The organism is Dactylosporangium siamense (assembly GCF_016862795.1).
GTDB lineage: Bacteria > Actinomycetota > Actinomycetes > Mycobacteriales > Micromonosporaceae > Dactylosporangium > Dactylosporangium siamense.
In genome coordinates, this window is sequence record NZ_BONQ01000019.1 from 32,950 (window position 1) to 53,136 (window position 20,187).

Here is a 20,187-nt window from a genome sequence, read left to right on the forward strand (position 1 = left end):
TCGAACGGCCGGGATCCTCAACCCGGCGGGCGTCTCAGCCACCTGCAACGTTGGCCAAACGGCCGTCGAACCGCCTCGCCCGAGGGGAGTGACGGTCAGCCTTCCGCCCGCAGCGCCGTCCTCGCGCACAGCAGCTCGCGGCGGGCCGCCGGGTCGACCGTGGGGTAGTGCGGGTCGAGCGTGATGAGCGCGTCGGCGATCACCGCCGCCGCGGCGATCCGGGCGAACCACTTGCGGTCGGCCGGGATGACGTGCCAGGGCGCCCAGTCGGTGCTCGTGTGCGACAGCATGTCGGAGTACGCCGACTGGTAGGCGTCCCAGCTCTGCCGTTCGCGCAGGTCGGCGGCGGAGAACTTCCAGTTCTTCTCGGGCCGGTCGATCCGGTCGAGCAGCCGGTCCCGCTGCTCCTCGCGGGACAGGTTGAGGAACAGCTTCACCACCTGGAAGCCGTTGTCGGTCAGGTGCCGCTCCCAGTCGTTGATGGCGCGGAACCGCTGCTTCCAGATGCGGGACGAGGTCGACGGCAGCCTCTGCGGGTCCAGGAGCTCGGGGTGGACCCGGACGACGAGCACGTCCTCGTAGTGCGACCGGTTGAAGATGGCGATCTCGCCGCGGCCGGGCAGCCGTTGCGCGAAGCGCCACAGGTAGTCGTGGTCGAGCTCCTCCGCCGACGGGACCTTGAAGCTGTGCACGTGCACGCCCTGCGGGTTGACGCCGCTCATCACGTGCCGGATGGTGCCGTCCTTGCCGGCGGCGTCGGGGCCCTGCAGCACGACGAGCAGGCCGCGCCGGTTCTCCGCGGCGAGCCGGGCCTGGAAGTCGGTCAGCAGGGTGACCCCGCGCTGGAGCAGCTCGGCACCGTCCTGCTTGCTCGCCAGGGGTCCGGTGTACGCGGGATCGTGGTGCCGGGGCAACCGGACCCTGGTGCCCGGCTCGACCCGCAACGGTGCGATCAGCTCGGCGATGCGCTTGGCGACCCGGTCGGTCATGGACGCTCCTCCTGCCCGGCGGTGGCGCTGCGGTGGCGCAGCACCAGTTTGCGCAGCTCGGTGACCACGATGATCGACAGGCCGGCGGCGATGCACACGATCCACTGGGTGAGGTCGAGGCTGACGGTGTGGAGCAGGCGCTGCAGCAGGCCGAGTTCGGTGGCGACGATGATCGCGATCACCGACATGCCGCTGGCGACGAGGAACCGGTGGTCGTCGAAGGTCTCGATGGTGAAGACGGACCGCACGTCGCTGCGGACGGTGAACGACAGGAACAGGTTGAGGATCGAGAAGGTCGCCAGGCCCATGGTGCGGGCCACGTCCATCCCGTGCGTGTTGCCGGCCCAGGCGATGACCGCGAGGGTGGCCGCCCCCATGACCAGGCCGAGGAAGGCGAGCCAGAGCAGGGTGCGGGTGGGCAGCAAGGGCTCGTCGGCGCGGCGCGGCGGTCGCCGCATGATGTCGGCGTCCTGCTTGCCGGAGCCCAGGCCGATGGCCTGGAACACCTGGGTGGTGAAGTTGACCCAGAGCGTCTGCAGCGGCAGGAACGGCACGCCGGTGGCGATGTTGAAGATGCTGGCGCCGAGGAACGTGGCGATGAAGCCGACGAGTGCGCCCATCTGGAAGAAGACGTAGCGCTTGAGGTTGTCGTACAGCGCCCGGCCGATCTCCACCGCCTTGACGATGGTGGCGAAGTCGTCGTCGGTGAGGATCATCGCGGCGGCCTCCTTGGAGACCTCCGTGCCGGTGATGCCCATCGCGATGCCGATGTCGGCGCGTTTGAGGGCGGGCGCGTCGTTGACGCCGTCGCCGGTCATCGCGACGATCTGGCCCTGGCGCTGCAGGATGTCCACGAGGCGGACCTTGTGCTCGGGGGTCACCCGGGCGATCACCCCGATGTCGCCGACGTCGCGGAGCAGCTGCTCGTCGCTCATCGCGGCGAACTCGGCGCCGGTGATGACCCGGCCGTCGATGCCGAGCTGCGCCGCGATGGCCGAGGCGGTGCCGGCGTGGTCCCCGGTGATCATGCGGACGCGCAGGCCGGCGGCCTTCGCCGTGGCGATCGCGGCCTTCGCCTGCGGCCTCGGCGGGTCGACGATGCCGACGAGGGCGAGCAGGGTCAGCCCGTCGAGCGAGTCGAGGAGCGCAGCCTGCGGGTCGAACGTGGCCGGCGCGAAGTCCTTGCGGGCCGTGGCCATGACCCGCAGCCCCTGCGCGGCGAGCCGCTCGTTTTCGGCCAGGTAGCGCTCCCGCAGCCCGTCGTCCAGCAGGGTGGTGGCCACGCCGGGGGAGACCACCGCCGCCGCGCGGGCCAGCAGCTGGTCCGGGGCGCCCTTGACGTAGGCGCGCACGACGTCGTTGCCGGCGTCGTCGGTCATGCGGTGGAACGTCGCCATGAGCTTGTACGCGGCGTCGAACGGCACCTCGGCCAGGCGGGGGTACCGCTGCCGGGTCGAGACGACGTCGAGGTGCCCCTTCTCGGCGAGGACGACCAGCGCGCCCTCGGTGGGGTCGCCGATCAGCTCGCCGTCGCGGACGACCGCGTCGCCCGCGAGCGCGAGCGGCAGCAGGAACGGTTCGAGGGGGATGTCGGGTTGGCCGGCCGCGTGCCGGATGTCGCCGTCGGTGCGGTAGCCGCTGCCCGTTACGACGTACCGCCGGCCGGGGATGGTCAGCTCGACGGCGGTCATCTGGTTCAGCGTCAGCGTCCCGGTCTTGTCGGAGTTGACGGCGGACGTCGAGCCGAGCGTCTCGGTCGAGCGCAGCCGCTTGACGATGGCGTTGGACCGGGCGAGCAGCTGGGTGCCCATCGACAGGATCGTCGTCACGACCGCGGGCAGGCCGGTCGGGATGGCCGAGACGGCGAAGGCGACGGCGGCCAGGAACACCGCGTTGAAGGAGTTGCCCCGGGACAGGTTCAGCCCGATCGACAGGGCGAGGGCGACGCCGGCGACGATGAGGATCTGGTTGGTCAGCCGCGCCAGCTGCCGGGTCAACGGCGTCTCGGTGTCCCGCTCCGCCTGCAGCATCCCGGAGATGTGGCCCACCTCGGTCGCCATCCCGGTGGCGGTGACCACGAACTCGCCGGTGCCCCGGGTGACGTTCGTGTTCATGTACACCATGTCGACCCGGTCGCCCAGGGCCGCCTCGGCTCCGGCGACGGTCTCCGCGTCCTTGGCGACCGGGAGGCTCTCACCGGTCAGCGCGGACTCGTCGACCTCGAGCCCGGCCGACCGGACCAGCCGCCCGTCGGCCGGCACCAGGTCGCCGGCCTCGATCAGCACGACGTCACCCGGGACGAGCTCCTCGGCCGCGAGCTCGGCCAGCTGGCCGTCCCGCCGGACCCGCGCCCTGACGATCATCATCTGCTGCAGCGCGCTGACGGCGGCCGCGGCCTTGCCCTCCTGGCGCAGCCCCAGCACCGCGTTGAGCAGGGTCAGCAGCAGCAGCAGGAGGCCCGTGCCGAGCTGCCGCAGCGGATACAGGCAGCCGATGCCGGCGCACAGCAGGACGATCTGCATCGGATCGGCGTACTGCCGGGCGAACGCCCGCCACCACGGCTCCTTCCGCGTCTCGACCATCCGGTTCGGGCCGTAGGCGGCGCGCCGGGCCGAGACCTCCTCGGCCGGCAGACCGGCCCGCGGCTCGACGTGCTCGACGGCGAGCGCGTCCTCGACCGACAGCGCGTGGAAGGGCGGGGCCTCCGCCTCCACGGCCGGCATCGTGACCATGAGTCTGTCGCCTCCTGCAGTCCGGCGCACGTATCTCGCAGCGTCGGGCGGCAATACCCACTCGCCGGCCGTTGACCCGTCGCCGGGCGATCCTTGTCGATCACCCGCGCCGGGGGAGGCGGCCCGGCGCGGGACGGCGGCCGGAGCGGTTCAGCGGCCGGTGCAGATGGGGTGGTACGGGCGGGAGCCGAGGTTCGCCGCCCACTCGGCGCGGCTCAGGACCCGGCCCGCCGCGCAGATGCGGTGCTCGGCGGCCCGCACGTCGAGGGTCCAGCCGATCAACCGGCCGTCGTCACCGCCGGAGACCAGGTCGCCGTCACCGCCGGAGACCAGGTCGCCGTCACCGCCGGGGACCGGGCCGCCGCCGGGACCGGAGCCGGGGTCGGTGGAGGCGCCGCCGGTGGTGAAGGCCAGGCCGCGGACCCGGTCGGCGTGCCCGCTCAACCGGGCCACCGGCCGGCGCCCGGCGACGTCCCAGACGACCACGGTCCGGTCGTCGCCGGCCGAGGCGAGCATCCGCCCGTCCCGGCTGAACGCGACCACCTGCACGGCCGCCGTGTGCCCGGACAGCTCGGCGAGCTGCTGCCCGCTCGCGGTGTCCCACAGTTTGATGGTCCGGCTGTCGCCGGCGGTGGCGTACAGGCGGCCGTCGGGGGACACCGCGATGGACTGGACCGCCCGCTGCCCCGTGTTGACCCGGCCGAGCTGCTGCCCGGTGGTGACGTCCCAGGTGTTGACGTAGCCGCCGACGCTGGCGCCGAGCAGCCGCCGCCCGTCCGGGGTGAAGGCGAGGGACGTGACGATGCGGCTCGGGAACCGTGCCGTCACGTCCGCCGGCCGGTCCAGGGTCCGCACGTCCCAGACGACGGGGGCGAACGTGGCGGTGGCGAGCAGCCCGCCGTCCGGGGCGAACGCCACGTCGGTGGTCGGCCCCGACGGCCGGGCCGCGAACGGCGGCGCCGCAGGCCCGAAGACCGGGCCACCGGGCGGCGCCTGACCGGGTGCGGCGACGTCCCAGACGGTGACGACGCTGGTCCGGGTGACCGCGGCGAGCAGCCGGCCGGTGGGGTCGAACGCGACCGCGGCCACCTCGTCGGGGTGTCCGGTGAGCGTGCCGAGCGGGCGGCCGTCGGCGTGCCAGAGCCGCACCACGCCGTCGCCGCCGGCCGTCGCGACCGTCGACCCGTCGGGGCTGACGGCGACGTCGCGGACGGGTGCGGTTGACCCGCCGAACGCGGCGGCGGTCAGGTCGCGCACGACGATGGTGCCGTTGAACCCGGCGGAGGCGAGCGTGGTGCCGTCGGCGCTGAGCGCGACCGAAACGGTCTCGGAGCGGCCCCGGTCCTGGAACGTGCGCAGCGGCAGCCGGCTGCCGAGGTCCCACACGGTGACCGCGCCGTTCTCGTCGGCGACGGCGAGCCGCCCGGCGGACGGTGCGGAGATCGTCCACGCGGTGCGGCCGCCGACCGGCAGCTGCGGCAGCGGCCGCGGTGTCCCGCCGCCGACGTCCCACAGTTTCACGCCGTCGGTCTCGGCGGAGCCGGCCAGGACGGTGCCGGTGGTGGCGAAGGCGAGCACGGCGACGGGCCCACCCGGCAGCGCCACCCGTGCCGGCGCGGCATCGAGATCCCAGAGCCACCCGGTGCCGTCGGTCGCCGCGAGCCACCGCCCGTCGGCGCTGAAGCTCAGCGACGCGACCGGGGCGGAGTGTCCACCGAGGACGGTGCGCTGTCCGGTGCGCAGGTCGTGCACCGCGATCCCGGTGGGCACGCCGACGGCGACCCGGCCGCCGTCCGGGCTGAAGGCGAGCGCCGAGGTCATGCCCTCCTCGGCGAACCGGGCCACCTCCCGCCGCGTCGAGGTGTCCCAGATCGCGACGGATCCGGCGGTGCCGTCGAAGCCCGCCGTCGCCAGCCTGGACCCGTCGGCGGTGAAGGCGAGCCCGGCAGCGCGTCCGGCCGGCCCGGACAGCGTGCCGAGGCGGGCGCCGCGCACCGGATCCCACAGCCCGATCGTGCCGTCGTTGGCGGACGCGGCGAGCAGCGCACGGCCGGGGCTGAACGCGACCGCGGCGATGGGCGGGCCGCCGGCGTTGAGCTCGGTCCGGCGGGGCGCGGCGGCGGCGCTCAGCACGCTGCCGCGGGTCTCCACGTCCGGGTGCAACCTCATGGCCTCGACGGCGAGCAGCCCGGCCAGCTCGGGGTCGGTGCCCAGCAGCGACCGGGCCCGCAGCGACAGCTCGCCGGACAGCGCGGCCAGCTCCTGCCGGCGGGCGTCCTGCCGTTGCCGCACCGCGATGCCGCCGCCGAGCAGCGCCAGCACCAGCAGCGCGGCCACCCCGGCGACGAGCCGCCGCAGCAGCCGGGCGCGGCGCCGGGCGGTGCGCTGCTCGGCCTCCGCCCAGACGTTGCTGGCCCGCAGGAACGCCTGCTCCAGGCGGTTCAGCTCGCCGGGCCGTTCCTCGGCGAGGCCGCGGGCGGCGACCAGCTGCGCGCCGCGGTACAGCGCGCCGGCGTCGTTCGACAGCGCCGCCCAGGTCTGTGCCGCTCCGGTCAGCCGCCGGTGCACGGCCAGGTCGGCGCGGTCGTCGGTGAGCCACCGGTGCAGCCGCGGCCAGGCCCGGATGAGCGCCTCGTGGGCGACCTCGACGGTGCCGTCACCGAGCACGACGAGCCGGGCGTCGGCCAGCTCGGCGAGGACCCGCTCGGTGACCGCCTCGTCGGCGATGCCGTCCAGCTCGGCCCGGGCGATGCGCCGCCGGGTGTCCTCGGTGCCGTCGCCGAGCGCCGCCAGCCGCACGAAGATCCGCCGGGCGGCCTGCCGCTCCGCCTCGTCGAGGCCCGCGTGGACCCGTTCGGCGCTCTGCGCGATCGCGCCGCGCACCCCGCCGCTCGCCTGGTAGTCCCGCAGCGTCAACGCCGCTGCGGTGCGCCGCTGCCAGGTCGCCAGCAGCGCGTGCGACACCAGCGGCAGCGTGCCCGGCTCGTCCGCGACGTCGGCGAGCAGCGTCGCGAGCAGGTCCGGGTCGACCACCAGGCCGGCCCGCGCGGCCGGCCGCGTCACGATCTCGCGCAGGTCCGGGCCGCCGACCGGGCCGACCAGCACGGTGGCGTCGTCGCCCAGCGCGGCCAGCAGGTCGGCGTGCTGGGCCAGGTGGCCGAGGAAGTCGGCCCGCACCCCGAGCACGACCGTGGTGTGCCGGTCCGGGCCGTGGCCCAGGTCCAGCAGCACGTCGACGAACCGCCGCCGGGCGACCCGGTCGGTGCAGCTGGTGTAGAGCTCCTCGAACTGGTCGACGACGAGCAGCGCGCGGGTGCCGGGCGGGCCCGCGGCGAGGGTCCCGCGGATCGCGACGTCGGCCGCGGCCGGGTCCCGCTCGAGCTCGTCGCGCAGCCGGTCCCGGTCGGTGCCGGACAGCTTCGCGATCTCGGCGGACAACGCCTCCAGGGGCTGCGCGGTCGGCGTGAACAGCATCGTGCGCCACTGCGGGTCGTCCGCCAGGGCGCCGATCAGCCCGGCACCGAGCAGGGAGGACTTGCCGCTGCCGGAGGCGCCGAGGACGGCGACCAGCGGCGTACGCCGTACCCTGGCCAGCAGCCGGTCGACGAGCGCGTCCCGGCCGAAGAACCAGCCGGCGTCCTCGGCCCGGAACGCGGTGAGCCCGAGGTAGGGCACCGGCTCCAACGGCTCGACCGGCGGTCCGGCCAGCCGGGTGAGCGCCTCCTCGGCGGCGGTCCAGCGGGCCGTCCACTCGTCGGCGTCGCCGCCGCACGCCACCGCGTAGGCGACCGTGACCTCCCGCGACGGCAGCCGGTCGCCCTTCGCGGCCTCGGCGAGGGTGCTCGCGGAGAAGTGCGCCCGCCGGGCGAGCAGCCGGTAGCTGGGCGCGCCGGCCCGTTCACGCAGCTGCCGGAGCTGCCAGGCGAGCCGCTGCACCGGGCCCGCCTGCGGATCGACGGGTTTCTCCGGCCGGCCCACGGTCACCTCGCTGCTGCTGCTGGGTTGTCCGGCGTTGTTTGTCCGGCGCCGCACAACCTACCGGTCAAGCCGCGCAGCGCCCAACGTTGATTCCCGAACGACCTCACGTACTGGAGAAGGGAGGCCGACGGTGGTCCGGGACCACCCGGCCGAGATCGGGGGAGCCGCCGGCGGTGTGCATACCGCCGGCGGCTGCGGCCGGCGCGACCGACCGTCAACTTGCCGACTTGACGCTGGACGCCGGCCGCGGCGCGGAGCACCTTGCTGGTTGTACGGAACGTGTCCGTACGGTGACCGGTGACTGGGGGGTTCCGGTGCATGAGACATGGGCAAGGTCATACCGCTACGTGCGGATCGCCATGGTCGCGCTCCTGGTCGGCCTGGGCGTGTCGGTGATCTACCAGACCGCGCAGCAGGGCTGGCACCTGCTGTCGTCGGTGAGCGCGTACTACTACACGCCGGCGCAGAGCATCTTCGTCGGTTCGCTGATCGGCCTCGGCGCGTGCATGATCGCGCTGCGCGGGACGACGGACCCGGAGGACGTGCTGCTCAACATCGGCGGCATGTTCGCGGCCGTGGTCGCGATCGTCCCCACCGGCCGGGACAACGACTTCCGCACCGCGGTGCGGCTGTGCGGCGTCGCCACCGACAAGCTGCCCGACGGCGTGGACTGCCTGTCGGTGCGCGCGCTGGAGGCCGCCGCCCGGGCGAACGTGGAGAACAACATGTTCGCCCTGCTGGTGTTGGGCGGTCTGGGCATCCTCGCCACCGTCGTGATCGTGGCCCGCGAGCGCCGCCCGGGGCGGCACGGCCGGTCGACCTGGATCGGCATCGCGGTGGCGCTCCTGGTGTACGCCTCGGCGCTGGGCTTCTTCGTCGCGGCCGAGGACCGGTTCATCTCGACCGCGCACTACGTCGCCGCGCTCGGCCTGTTCGCCTGCATCCTGGCGGTGGTGTTCATCAACGCCCGCCGGCACCAGCAGGAACGCACCCCCGACGCGCCGCCGGCGCAACTGCCGAGGAACCGGTACAGCGTCATCGCGCTGGTGCTGATCGGCGCCACCGGCCTGCTGCTGGTGCTGTGGCTGACCGGCGTGCTCACTCTGTTCTGGCTGGAGATCATCGTGGCCGGCCTGTTCGCCGTGTTCTGGACGGTGCAGACGGTCGAGCAGATCCCGGCCGAGACCGCGGAGGAACCGCCGGCTTAGCCGCGCAGCCCGTACACCTCGACCAACGCCTCGGACAACGCGGCCGGGTCGCACCGTCCCATCGGGATCTGCCGGGTGGGCTGCCAGTGCTCGGACCAGGCGTGATCGGCCCAGAGTTCCGTGATCCGCTGCTGATGGGACACGATGTGGGCCGACCGCGCCAGGCCCGGGTCCAGCTCGACCAGCAGCGTCAGCCCGCCGCCCAGGTCGCGGGCCAGCTGGGTGTGCGTGTCCTGCTCCAGGTCGTAGGCGTTGCCGCGCCACCCGTCCCGGTGCATCAGAGCGATCACCTCCCGCGTCGGCACCGGCCCGAATCCCGCCAGGCTCGTCGCCGTGCGCTGCGCCCCGGTGAGCGCCACCGCCGGCCGGTGCACCTGCGGGAACGGTTGCAGGATCTCGTAGTCGGTGAAGATGCGGGCCCATCGTGCCCGGTCGCCGCGCAGCTCCGCCGGGTGCGCGATGCCCAGCGGCGCGTCGCCGGCGACGGTCGCGGTGGCGTCGTGGAGGTCGGCGAAGCTGCCGTCCTCCGCGATCCGCAGCGCCCGGATCAGCCGGTGCCCCGGACCGTACTGCGCCCACAGCAGCCGCCGGGCGATCGGGCCCAGCACCGGGTGCGGCAACAGGACCGCCGTGACGTGCCGGGCCGGCCGGAGCCGGTGCGCGAACATGTCCCGCTCCAGCCGCGCGGTGTGCGCCGCCGCGGTCACCCGCAGGTGCCGTTTCAGGCGCAGGAACTGTTGGTGCGCCCCGGGCTCGGTGTCCCTGACGCCCGGCCGGGGCGGCCTCGCCAGCCGGCGCCCGCCGGCGTCGACGGCGAACGGGGTGAGGTGCTCGTCGACGGCGACCCGGAACGCCCGAGGTCCATAGTGGAGGGTGACGCCGGTGTCGAGTCCGTGCGGGTCCGCGAGCCGGTCCGCCAGCTGCGGCACCGACAGCCCGCGCCGCGCGGCGGCCTGCGCGAGGTAGTCGCCGACCCGGTCCTTCGTCGGGCCGCCCGAGATGCGCCCCTCCATCGCCAGCACGTGCCGCAGCGCGACGTCGGTGCCGACCGTGGCCAGCACCGCGACCCCGTGCCGCGACCGCTCCCACCGGCCGCCGGCGGGCCACGTCCGCACCAGCGGTGCCAGGACGTCCATCGTGGCGTCGTCGCCGACGTGTGCCTGCGCCGGCACCACCCACGCCTGCGCCGGCGGCATCCCGTCCGCCAGCCACTGGCTCAGCAGCCACCGCCCGAACCCGGCCAGGCTCCCCGGCTCGCACTCCGCGAGCAGTTTCTCCGTGTCCGGATCGGGCGGGTGCACGAGTGGCTGCACGGCCGCCGCCGACGCCACCGCCAGCGGCGGCCCGCCGTGTGCCGGGGCCGGATCGCCCGGCGGCGGCTCGGGCGGGTCCGCCAGCCGCGCCCGGGTCAGCGCCTCGACCAGCCGCGCGACGTCGCGCCGTGGCATCGTCCCGCCGCCGGCGAGCCGGATCCGCGGCAGCGTCCACGCCGCCGGGACCACCGTGCGCGCGGGGGCCGGCGCCGGCTCCCCGGCCAGGTGCCGCAGCGCCTCCTCGGCCTGCCGGCGGGCCCGGCCCGGGCGCCCGCCCGCGACCGGCGCGAGGGCCCGCGCGGCGAACCCGGCGTGCCGCCGGAACCACAGCCGTGCCCACAGCCGCGCGGACCCGAGGTGCCCCAGCCACCCCGCGACGAGCTCGGCCACCTCCGGCGCCCGGAACGGCAGCACGACCGAGCCCAGCAGGTCCGGTTGCTCCGCCGCCTCCTTGAGCGCGAACCCCAGCGCGTCCAGCTCGAACCGCGCGACCGCGACCCGGCCCAGGTCGGCGCGTTGCCGGCGCCACATCAGCTGCAGCGGCCACCCGAGCACCGCCTTCGCCGGCGCCTCGGGGCCCTTCGCGATCAGCCACGACAGCTGCGGCGGACTCAGGTCGGCGACCCGCTCCGCGCGGGCCGCCACCGCGTCCCAGTCGGGCCGTTCCAGGCCGTGCTCGAGCGCAGCGGCCCGCGACCACCACCGCTCCCGCTCCCCGTCCTCCCACGCCATGCCCGCCGCCATGCCCGCCGTCATCCTGAGGAGGGTAGCGGCCGCGACGGTCAGCGGATCGCTGAAGACAAACGATTCCGACCGGGTGGATATCCAGGCGCCGGCGAGCCGGTCGACGACGCCTTCGCCCGGGCCGGCGGCGACCCGCTCGCGGTCCTGCACGGCGGGCGGGTCCGCGCCGTCGTGCCCCGGCCGCCCGCCGCGGGCCCGGTCATCCGCCCCTGGTCAGCGCCGCCCGGACGATGCGGATGGCCTCGTCGGTGTCGAGGCCGACGCTGGCGATGATGGCCGCGTACTCGGCGGCGGCGCGGCCGGCCCGTTCGCGGCCCTCCTCGCCGGCCGCCGACACGAAGGACCCGGCCGCGCCGCGGGTCTCGATCAGCCGCGCCTCCTCCAGCTCCCGGTAGGCCCGGCCGACGGTGTTGACGGCCAGGCCGAGGTCCGCGGCCAGGCGGCGGATGGTCGGCAGCCGGGTGCCCACGGCGAGGGTGCGGTCCTGGATCTGTGCGGCCAGCTGGGCGCGGAGCTGCTCGAACGGCGGGACGGGCGAGGCCGGGTCGATGACGAGCATCCGGCTCACCGGGCGCTCGTGGCCTGCCGCGCCACCACGCCGCTGCGCGCGGTCCGCAGGTTGACCAGCACGAGCGCGACGGTGGTCAGGACGATGAAGGCCATCCAGGCGGCCAGCCACCAGCCGAGCCCGGTGGTGAACACCGACGCGACCGGCAGCGACCAGACGGCGGCCGGCGTGGCGATCTCGCGGGCGTCCTCGACCCGCATCGCGAGGTCGGCGGTCAACGAGTCCTCGTCGTCCGCCACCGCCGGATGCGTCAGCACGTGCCGCAGTTGTGCGACCGTGCCCACGGCGACCCCGCCGAGCCCGATGAGCAGCACGACCGCCGCATACCTCGTGGTGGGGTCCCGCACGGTCAGGGCGCCGACCGCGAGCGCCGTCGCGCCGGCGAACGTGGTCACGGCGACCGCGGCCCGCGGCCGGCCGAGCACGGTGCGCCAGCCGGGCCGGACCGAGTGCGCCGCCCGCCGCGGCAACGTCGCGGCGGCCCGCCCGTCGACCCGCCGCACCCACCGGTCCAGCAGCGACTGGGCCAGCACCAGCCCGATCACCAGCGCCGTCAGCACCAGCAGCGACCCGCGCCGCAACGGCTCGAACCCGTCGGCCGGGATGGGCAGGTCGCTGACGTAGGTGAGGGCGACCGCGAGGATGAAGACGGCCAGCAGGACGGCGCCGGCCAGCCGCGCGCGGCGCCGGACCGCCAGCCGGGCCGCCAGCACCGGGGTCGGCGCGACGCCGGCCAGGTCGTGCCCGGCCAGCCACTGGCGGGCCTCCTCGAGGTCCGGCGCACCGACCTCCCGCAGCGATTCGTCCGGCATGACCCCTCCTATGTCGCAAGCCTTGTCTCAACATCGTGCGACAAGACTTGCGACAAGTCAATCGGAAGGGCTCAGAGCTCGACGGCGACCCTCCGGAGCCGCTCCACGACCTCGGGCGGTGGCCAGGTGCGCAGCCGGAACCGCTCCGGCAGGAGCGCCGCGTCCGGCACCAGGTCCACCTCCCGCGCGGCGTCGTCCCAGGCGACGAAGAACACCTCGGGCCCGTCGGCCCCGTCGGAGCCGAATGCCACGATGTCGGCCCGCGGCAGGAGCGTGTCGACCCGGTCCGCCCAGCTCGTGGCCGAGAACACGGACCCGTCCGGCTGTTCCGCGACGCTGTACCGCGCCACGAACGGCATCATCAGGTCGTCGCCCCAGATCGGGTCGTCGAACTCGAACTGCTCCAGGTGCTCGGCCTGGGCGGCGTACTCCCGCGCGGCCAGCAGCACCTCCGACCGGTGGGTGATCGCGTGCAGCGGGTGCCCGGCCGGGACGGTGAACGGCACCACCGCGCCGGTGTCGTCGACGGTGTAGGCGACCGGCGAGATCTGGCGCGGGGCCTCGCGGTACTGGGACTCGATGAGCTCGAAGATCGGGGCCAGGTCGCCGGGCCCGTCATCGGGGGAGGTGCCGACGAGGAGCGCGCCGGTGGTGTCGGGGACGAAGAACAGGGGACGGCCGCCGTCCGTCGGGGCGATGGCGGCCAGCCAGCCGTCGACGAAGAGATGCGACGCCCAGTACGCGTTGCCGTCGTCGACCAGCCGGATCAGCCGCTTCGACTCGGCGGTGAGGTCGGCCGCGGTGGCCTGGGCCGAGCCGGACAGGTTGTGGCGGGCCTGGTCGAAGACCGCGGCCTCGGGAACGCCCCACTGATCGAGGTCCTTGGTGGTGACGAACGCCATCTTCGTGGGCAGGTCGACCACGACGAACTCGGACACGAACGGCCACGCCGGCCGGCGCACGTGTTCGATCGTGTCGGCGACGGCGAGGTGGTGGGTGTCGGGGCGCAGCAGGGGGCGCAGCAGCGGCCAGGCCTCGTCCCACGTGTCGGGGGTCTCGGAGACGTCGACGATGGCGGCCACGAAGGCGGCGACGCGCTCGTCGCGCTCGTCGGGTTCGACGCCCTCGCACTCGCTGTAGAGGTTGCCGAGGTAGATGTGGGTCGGCGACTCGTCGGGGGAGTCGCGCCGGACGGCGATCGTGAACTGGTCCCGTTGGTACTGCGCGTCGGCCACCCCCGCCGCACGGATCGCGGCGAGCACGATGCCGGCGAAGTCCTTTTTGGAAGACATCTGCGGCACGGTACCGGTTCGCCGCCCGTCGCGCGGGGCCGTGGTGAGGGATACTGCATCGATGGATCGAACTGTGGTGATCACCGGTGCGAGTTCCGGGGTGGGGCTGGCGGCGGCGGTGCGGTTCGCCGCCCAGGGCGATCAGGTGGTGGTCGTCGGGCGCACCACGGAGCGCCTGGACGCGGCGGTCGCGCGGGTGCGGGCCGCGGGCGGCGGCCGCGAACCGGGCCGGTTCCAGGCCGACTTCGAGCGGCTCGCGCAGGTGCGTGACCTCGCCGCGTACCTCCTCGACACGTATCCGGTGATCGACGTCCTCGCCAACAACGCCGGCGGCATGGTCGGCGGCTACCGGCGCACGGTCGACGGCTACGAGGCGACGATCCAGGGCAACCACCTGGCCCCGTTCCTGCTGACGACCCTGCTGCGGGAGCGGCTCACCGGCGGCCGGGTGGTGAACACCGCGTCCCGGGTGCACACGCAGGGCCGCCCGGACCCCGACGACTTCACCGGCGACCCGGAGAAGTTCCGCTGGGGACGGGCCTACGGGGCGGCGAAGTCCGCGAACATCCTCTTCGCCGCGGAGGCCGCGCGCCGCTGGCCGGACATCACCAGCGTCTCGTTCCACCCCGGGGTCGTGCGCACCAACTTCGGCGAGGGCGCGGTCCGGCTGGTCTACCGGTTCGCGCCGTTCCTGACCACCCCGGAGAAGGCCGGCGCGCTGCTGGTCTGGCTGGCCACCACCCCGGCCGCCGAGCTGACCGACGGCGGCTACTACGTCGGGCACAAACTCACCAGGCCGGCCGCGCACGCCGGCGACCGGGAAGCGGCCACCGCCCTCTGGGACGCGAGCGCGGCGGCCGTCGGCGTCTAGGTGAGCGAGCTCGGCACCGACTTCCGGCGGCTCTGGATCTCCTCCGGCGTCTCCAACCTGGGCGACGGTGTCCGCCTCATCGCCGTGCCGCTCCTGGCCGCCACGATCACCCGCGACCCGATGGCGGTCGCCGGCATCACGATCGCGGCCGAGCTGCCGTGGCTGCTGGTCAGCCTCTTCGCGGGCGCGGCCGCCGACCGGTACGACCGCCGCTGGCTCATGATCGGTGTGCAGCTGGCCCGCTGCGCCGTCGCCGCGCTGCTGGCGCTGACCGTGTTCACCGGCACGACCCGGATGCTGCTGCTGTACGGGTTCGTGCTGGCGCTCGGGATCTGCGAGGTCCTCTACGACGTGGCGGCCCCGACGATCCTGCCGCGCGTGGTCGGCAAGGACCAGCTACCCCGCGCCAACGCCCGGCTGTCCGCCGTGGAGCTGACCACCAACGAGTTCCTCGGCCCGCCGCTGGGTGGCCTGCTGTTCCGGCTGGCACCGGCCGTCCCGTTCGTTCTCGACGCGGTCAGCTTCGCCGCCAGTGCCGCGGCGCTGCGCCGCGTGCGCGGCACGTTCCGGGCCGATCAGGGTGAGGATCAGAGCCGCGGCGGCGTCCGCCGCATGCTGCGCGACATCGGCGAGGGCGCCCGCTGGCTGCGGCACCGGCCGCTGCTGGTCGGGATGACCGCGGTGGTCACGGTCATGAACCTGGCCCGCGCGATGACCCTGGCCGTCTTCGTCCTCTACGCCCTGGAGCTGCTCCGCCTCGGCGCGATCGGGTTCGCGGTGCTGAGCAGTGCGGTCGCGGTCGGCGCGGTCGCGGCGACCTTCGTCGCCGACCGGCGGGGGTGGCGGCACGCCGGTCCCGTCATGCTGGCGTCGGCGCTCGGCCACGGCGTGACCACCGCCGCCACGGGCCTCACCACCAACGCGTGGGTCGCCGGCGCGGCCGGCGCGGGGTTCGGCTTCGCCACGATGACGTGGAACGTGCTGTCCTCCTCGGTGCGCCAGGCGGTCGTGCCGGACCGGTTGCTGGGTCGGGTCGGCAGCGTCCACCGCTTCGTCAGCTGGGGCAGCCTGCCGATCGGCGGCGTGCTCGGCGGCCTGCTCGCCGAGTGGCTCGGGCTACGGGCGCCGTTCCTCGCCGGCGGCGCGGCCGTCATCGTCGCCGCCCTTGCCGCGTCGCCACTGCTGCTCGGCGTCGCCGCGCTGCTCCCCGAAGCCGAAGCCGGCGGCGAGAGCAACAGCGGCGGCGAGAGCGGCAGTGACGGCGAGAGCGGCAGTGACGGCGAGAGCGGCGGCGGCTAGGCCGCCTCCCAGACGACGGCGTCGAAGGTGACCGAGCCCGCCTTGGCGTCGATCTTCTTCGCGGTGAGCCTGGCGACGCGGCCCTCGGTGGTGCGCACGCAGAGCACCGCGCCGACCTCGACCATGGGCGCCTGGTGCACGCCGCGGGCCGTCGCGGCCTCCTTGCACTGCGCGAACTCCGGCGCGCCGCCGCCGTCCCAGACCATGAACGACGCCGAGGAGCTGAAGGGCGGCGTTCGCATCTCGAACCGGTCGCCGTCGATCTGGCCGACGCTCACATCGGTCTTGTATTCGGAATTGTCCATGGACTGCGGCGGTTTCGTGTCGAGCTCGACGGCGTCGGCCAGGCCGGCGCCTGCGGCGTTCGAGCCGACGAGCGGCCCGGACCACCGGACCGCCCCGGCGCCGCCGGGTGCGGCGGCGGTGGTGTTGCCCGGATCCGGCGGCTGACCCGCCGAGGTCGTCTGCCGGGGGGCCGGCGGCGCGGCGCCGGTCGCCGCCGGCGGCGGGCTGTCGCCCCGGCGGGCCGCGACGACGGCGAAGCAGCCGCCGATGATCGCGGTGATGATGGTGCCGGCGAACGCCAGCCAGATGCTGAGCTTGGTGTGGTCGCGTTGCGGCGGCCGCACGGTGTTCTGGGGCGGTGGTCCCCACTGGTTCGGTGCCATGTTCCCCCGCTGCTCGTCCATCGATGGAGACATCGTCGATCGAGGACTGTAGCCAACGCGGGCGAGGGAAACGACCCGGCGACCCGCGTTGCCCCGGCGCGATGTGATCAAACGTCGGATAACCGGCCTCTGACCTGGGAGAATTTGGGTCGTCGGGCCCGATCGTGACGAGTCCCGGCGGGGCCGATCGATGCCCCTGAGCGGCACCGCATGAGTCGACAGTTGTCACTGGACCGCACCGCGCAGCCAACCGCCCCTAGAGCACACAACCCACCGCCCGACGGCGCCTCAGCCGGTGCCGGCGTCGCGGGAGCGTGCTCGAAGCACGAAAGGCGTCATCGAATGTCCACCAGTACGATCACCGCGCCCGCCCGGACCAACCGATCGGACGCGACGTCGCAGCCGCGGGCCCAGGTCCAGAACTCCCTGGCGCCCGGGACCGTCGACCTGCCATCCCTCGTGCCACTGATGTACGCCCTCATGTTCCGCAACATCGCCAGTGACGGGTTCACCTTCAGCGACCCGCAGGCGCCGGGGGACTACTCCAAGGACTCCAGGCCGGGCTGCGTCATCGCCGCCCCGTCGTTCCCGGCCGACACCGCCGGCATCGACGAGGACTACGTCTTCAACTGGGTGCGCGACGGCGCCATCACCGCCATGGAGGTCGCGCACGCCGGCCTGCCGGAGCGGCCGGGCGGGTCGGTCCAGACGCTCAACGACTACGTCCAGTTCGCCGACCTCTGCCACGGCAACGCCCAGCCGACCAAGGGCCACGCCTGCTTCACCATCGCGGGGGAGTCCCGGCCGTGGACGGAGCAGAACGACGGGCCGGCCCTGCAGTCGGTCACCATCCTGGCCGCCTACGACCAGCTCGACCCCGGCGTCCGGAAGACCGCGGTCGCGCTCGTCAACGCCAACGTCGCCTTCCTCCTCGGCGTGTACAGGGATCCCACGACGAACCTGTGGGAGGAGCACGTCGGCTACAGCTTCTTCGCCCGCGCCGCGCAGCTGCGCTGCTTCCTCGAGGTGCAGGCGACCCGGGTCCAGGGGATCGACAAGCCGGACGGGCTGCAGCCGGCGATCGACTGGCTGCGCCAGGCCCTCGACTGGCACTGGGACGGCACGAAGTACGTCAGCATGGTGGCCGACCCCGGTGACGGCAGCGCGCCCTCGCCGCAGCGCCCGGTGGTCAGCGGGTACGACCCCAACATCGACATCGTCCAGGCGGCCGTCTACGGCGCGGTGCCCTACGACGACCCGAAGCTGCTGGCCACCGCCGCCCAGTTGCGGGCCCAATGGGAGGAGGGCGGCATCGCCTTCTACCCGATCAACCGGGCCGACCGGGCGCTGGGCCTCGGCCCGATGTTCGGGCGCTACCCCGGCGACGTCTACGACGGCGACACCGCCCACCCGGTGCTCGGCGGCCACCCGTGGGCGTTGTCCACCTGCAACGTGGCGGAGCTGCACTACCGGCTGGCCGCCGCGGTCAGGTCGAGCGGCCGGATCCCGATCGACGACCTGTCCGCCCCGTTCTTCGCCCAGTCCGGCATCACCGCCACGACCCCCGCCGACGCCGCCGCGAAGGCCCTGGTCGCGACCGGGGACGCGATGGTGCGGGCGGTCGTGTACCACAGCGACAACTTCGAGATCTCCGAGCAGTTCGACGGCACCACCGGATATGAGCGCAGCGTCCACAACCTCACCTGGAGCTACGCCTCCTACCTGTCGGCGATGCGCGCCCGCGCCGCCGCCGTCTGAAGGGGTAGCTCGATGTACGTGAAATTCCCCGAGGGCGCGGCGAACCGCACCGACCACGACGACGCCGCCGAGGTCCTCTACGACGCGGTCATCGTCGGTGCCGGGATCGCCGGCGCCATCATCGCCGCGCGGCTGAGCGAGGCCGGCAAGCGGGTGCTGATCCTCGAGGCCGGACCGGCCGAGGACCTGACCCTGCGCGGCTACGAGAGCTACCTCGACCGCTTCTACTCCGCGACGAGCAAGGACAACCAGGCGCCGTACCCGGTCAGCCTGAACGCGCCGATGCCGCGGGGGACCGACGCCCGCAAGATCTTCCCCGGTACGCCGGACGCCTCGGCGTACATCGTGCAGAGCGGGCCGTTCGCCACCGACACGACGTACACCCGGGTGCTCGGCGGCACGACCATGCACTGGGAGGCCAAGACGCTGCGGATGCTGCCCGACGACTTCCGGATGCGCACCCTGTACGGCGAGGGCAACGACTGGCCGATCGGCTACGACGACCTCGCGCCGTACTACAACGAGGCCGAACGGGAGATCGGCGTGTCGGCCGACGTCGAGGACCAGGCCTACCTCGGCATGACGTTCGACGACGGCTACGTCTTCCCGATGAAGGGCCTGCCGCTGTCGTACCTGGACAAGATGGTGGCCAAAGACCTGGACGGCATGCCCGTCGAGCTCGACGGCGAGCGGACCGAACTGAAGGTGCGGCCGTTCCCACAGGGCCGCAACGGCATCCCCAACCCGGCCTACGACGGCGGTGACGGCTACCTCCCGAAGGGCGCGGTCAGCACGTACCAGGTCGAGGTTGGCGGCCGCTGCCAGGGCAACAACAACTGCGTGCCGATCTGCCCGGTGCAGGCGAAGTACAACGCCGGCAAGACCCTCGCCCCGGCGCTGCGCAGCGGCCTGGTGGACCTGGTCGCGCAGGCGGTGGCGTACAAGGTGCACATCGACGAGGAGACCGGGCGGGTCAGGGAGATCGAGTACCGCCGCTACGAGCGCCCGGACAGCACCGAGTGGACCACGGTCCGGGCCAGGGGCCGGATCTTCGTGCTGGCCGCCAACGCGGTCGAGAACCCGCGGCTGATGCTGGCGTCCGGCCTGCACAGCTCCAGCGGCATGATGGGCCGCAACTTCATGGACCACGCCTACCTGCTGGCCTGGGCCCTGATGCCGGAGGTCGCCGGCACGTGGCGGGGCACCAACTGCACGGGCGGCATCACGGACCTGCGCGGCGGCCGGTTCCGCCGGCGGCAGGCCGCGTTCAGCGTCGACATCCACAACGACGGCTGGGGCTGGGCCCGCGGCGCGCCGACGACCGACCTGATCGACCTGGTGGACAACGGCGGCCGCTACGGCGAGACGCTGCGCCAGGGGCTCGTGGACCGCCTGTCGCGGCAGCTGCAGCTGGCGTTCATGGTCGAGGTCCCGGCCAACCCGAGCAACCGGGTGAGCGTCGACCCGGCGTACACCGACCATCTCGGCAACATGCGGCCGATCCTGAGCTACTCCACGCCGGACTACACCATGCGCGGCATCGCCTACGCCCGGCAGCTGTCCAAGCGGATCTTCGCCCGGCTCGGCGCGGAGGACCACACGGACTACGACCCGAACTTCTGGGGCTACGCCACGTACGACGGGCAGGGCTACGAGGTGCGCGGCGGCAACCACCTGGCCGGGACGCACATGATGGGCACCGACCCGTCGATGTCGGTGGTCGACGTCGACCAGCGGTCCTGGGACCACCGGAACCTGTACCTGGTCGGCGGCGGGAGCCTGCCCACCATCGGGACGGCCAACGTCACCCTCACCATCGCCGCGCTCTGCCTGCGCAGCGCCCGGGCCATGCTCACCCAGCTCGACCAGGAGCAGTCGCCGATCCGGATCGCGCAGCTGCAGGGGGTGGGAGCATGACCGGCCAGCGAAGCGTCTCGGGCCGGTCATCAGGGGGT

Annotated in this window: 13 protein-coding genes; 5 read left to right on the forward strand and 8 right to left on the reverse strand. The window is 73.9% G+C overall.

Going from position 1 to position 20,187, the window contains the following annotated elements:
- Window positions 1-95: 95 nt before the first annotated feature.
- From Dsi01nite_RS05690 to Dsi01nite_RS05700, 3 genes are all read right to left on the reverse strand, one after another.
- Window positions 96-989 (reverse strand): polyphosphate kinase 2 family protein, encoded by an 894-nt coding sequence (locus tag Dsi01nite_RS05690; RefSeq protein WP_203844962.1) that lies wholly within the window; start codon window positions 987-989, stop codon window positions 96-98.
- On the reverse strand, window positions 986-3,721 hold the full coding sequence (locus Dsi01nite_RS05695) for a cation-translocating P-type ATPase (RefSeq protein WP_239135715.1): 2,736 nt from the start codon (window positions 3,719-3,721) through the stop codon (window positions 986-988). The genes Dsi01nite_RS05690 and Dsi01nite_RS05695 overlap by 4 nt, the downstream gene beginning before the upstream one ends.
- Before the next feature lie 150 nt (window positions 3,722-3,871).
- Window positions 3,872-7,699, reverse strand: coding sequence for an nSTAND1 domain-containing NTPase (locus Dsi01nite_RS05700; RefSeq protein ID WP_203844963.1), 3,828 nt, complete (start codon window positions 7,697-7,699; stop codon window positions 3,872-3,874).
- A gap of 347 nt (window positions 7,700-8,046) precedes the next feature.
- On the opposite strand from Dsi01nite_RS05700, the gene Dsi01nite_RS05705 reads away from it, so the two are divergent.
- A complete protein-coding gene (locus Dsi01nite_RS05705; RefSeq protein WP_203844964.1) occupies window positions 8,047-8,907 on the forward strand; it encodes a hypothetical protein in 861 nt (286 codons plus the stop codon).
- Here the strand turns inward: Dsi01nite_RS05705 and Dsi01nite_RS05710 are convergent.
- From Dsi01nite_RS05710 to Dsi01nite_RS05725, 4 genes are all read right to left on the reverse strand, one after another.
- Complete coding sequence (locus Dsi01nite_RS05710) at window positions 8,904-10,976, reverse strand: DUF4132 domain-containing protein (RefSeq protein ID WP_203844965.1); 2,073 nt, start codon at window positions 10,974-10,976, stop codon at window positions 8,904-8,906. The genes Dsi01nite_RS05705 and Dsi01nite_RS05710 overlap by 4 nt on opposite strands.
- A 187-nt stretch (window positions 10,977-11,163) precedes the next feature.
- A complete protein-coding gene (locus tag Dsi01nite_RS05715; RefSeq protein WP_203844976.1) occupies window positions 11,164-11,523 on the reverse strand; it encodes a GntR family transcriptional regulator in 360 nt (119 codons plus the stop codon).
- 5 nt (window positions 11,524-11,528) lie between these two features.
- Entirely contained in the window at window positions 11,529-12,344 is an 816-nt protein-coding gene (locus tag Dsi01nite_RS05720) for a hypothetical protein (protein ID WP_203844966.1), read from the reverse strand.
- Window positions 12,345-12,415: 71 nt separating this feature from the next.
- Entirely contained in the window at window positions 12,416-13,636 is a 1,221-nt protein-coding gene (locus Dsi01nite_RS05725) for a DUF1444 domain-containing protein (RefSeq protein WP_203844967.1), read from the reverse strand.
- Between the two features lie 61 nt (window positions 13,637-13,697).
- Between Dsi01nite_RS05725 and Dsi01nite_RS05730 the strand changes: the two genes are divergently transcribed.
- Window positions 13,698-14,507, forward strand: coding sequence for an SDR family NAD(P)-dependent oxidoreductase (locus tag Dsi01nite_RS05730; protein ID WP_203844968.1), 810 nt, complete (start codon window positions 13,698-13,700; stop codon window positions 14,505-14,507).
- Window positions 14,508-15,806 carry an MFS transporter gene (locus tag Dsi01nite_RS05735; RefSeq protein ID WP_203844969.1) on the forward strand — a complete coding sequence of 433 codons (1,299 nt, stop codon included), beginning with the start codon at window positions 14,508-14,510 and terminating at the stop codon, window positions 15,804-15,806. It abuts the gene before it with no gap.
- Here the strand turns inward: Dsi01nite_RS05735 and Dsi01nite_RS05740 are convergent.
- Window positions 15,803-16,507: a hypothetical protein gene (locus Dsi01nite_RS05740; RefSeq protein WP_203844970.1), complete on the reverse strand. Its 705-nt coding sequence runs from the start codon at window positions 16,505-16,507 to the stop codon at window positions 15,803-15,805. The two genes, Dsi01nite_RS05735 and Dsi01nite_RS05740, sit on opposite strands and share 4 nt — an antisense overlap.
- 309 nt (window positions 16,508-16,816) lie before the next feature.
- Between Dsi01nite_RS05740 and Dsi01nite_RS05745 the strand changes: the two genes are divergently transcribed.
- Window positions 16,817-18,232, forward strand: coding sequence for a glycoside hydrolase family 15 protein (locus tag Dsi01nite_RS05745; protein ID WP_203844971.1), 1,416 nt, complete (start codon window positions 16,817-16,819; stop codon window positions 18,230-18,232).
- Between the two features lie 12 nt (window positions 18,233-18,244).
- Window positions 18,245-20,149 (forward strand): GMC family oxidoreductase, encoded by a 1,905-nt coding sequence (locus Dsi01nite_RS05750; protein WP_203844972.1) that lies wholly within the window; start codon window positions 18,245-18,247, stop codon window positions 20,147-20,149.
- Window positions 20,150-20,187: the final 38 nt, after the last annotated feature.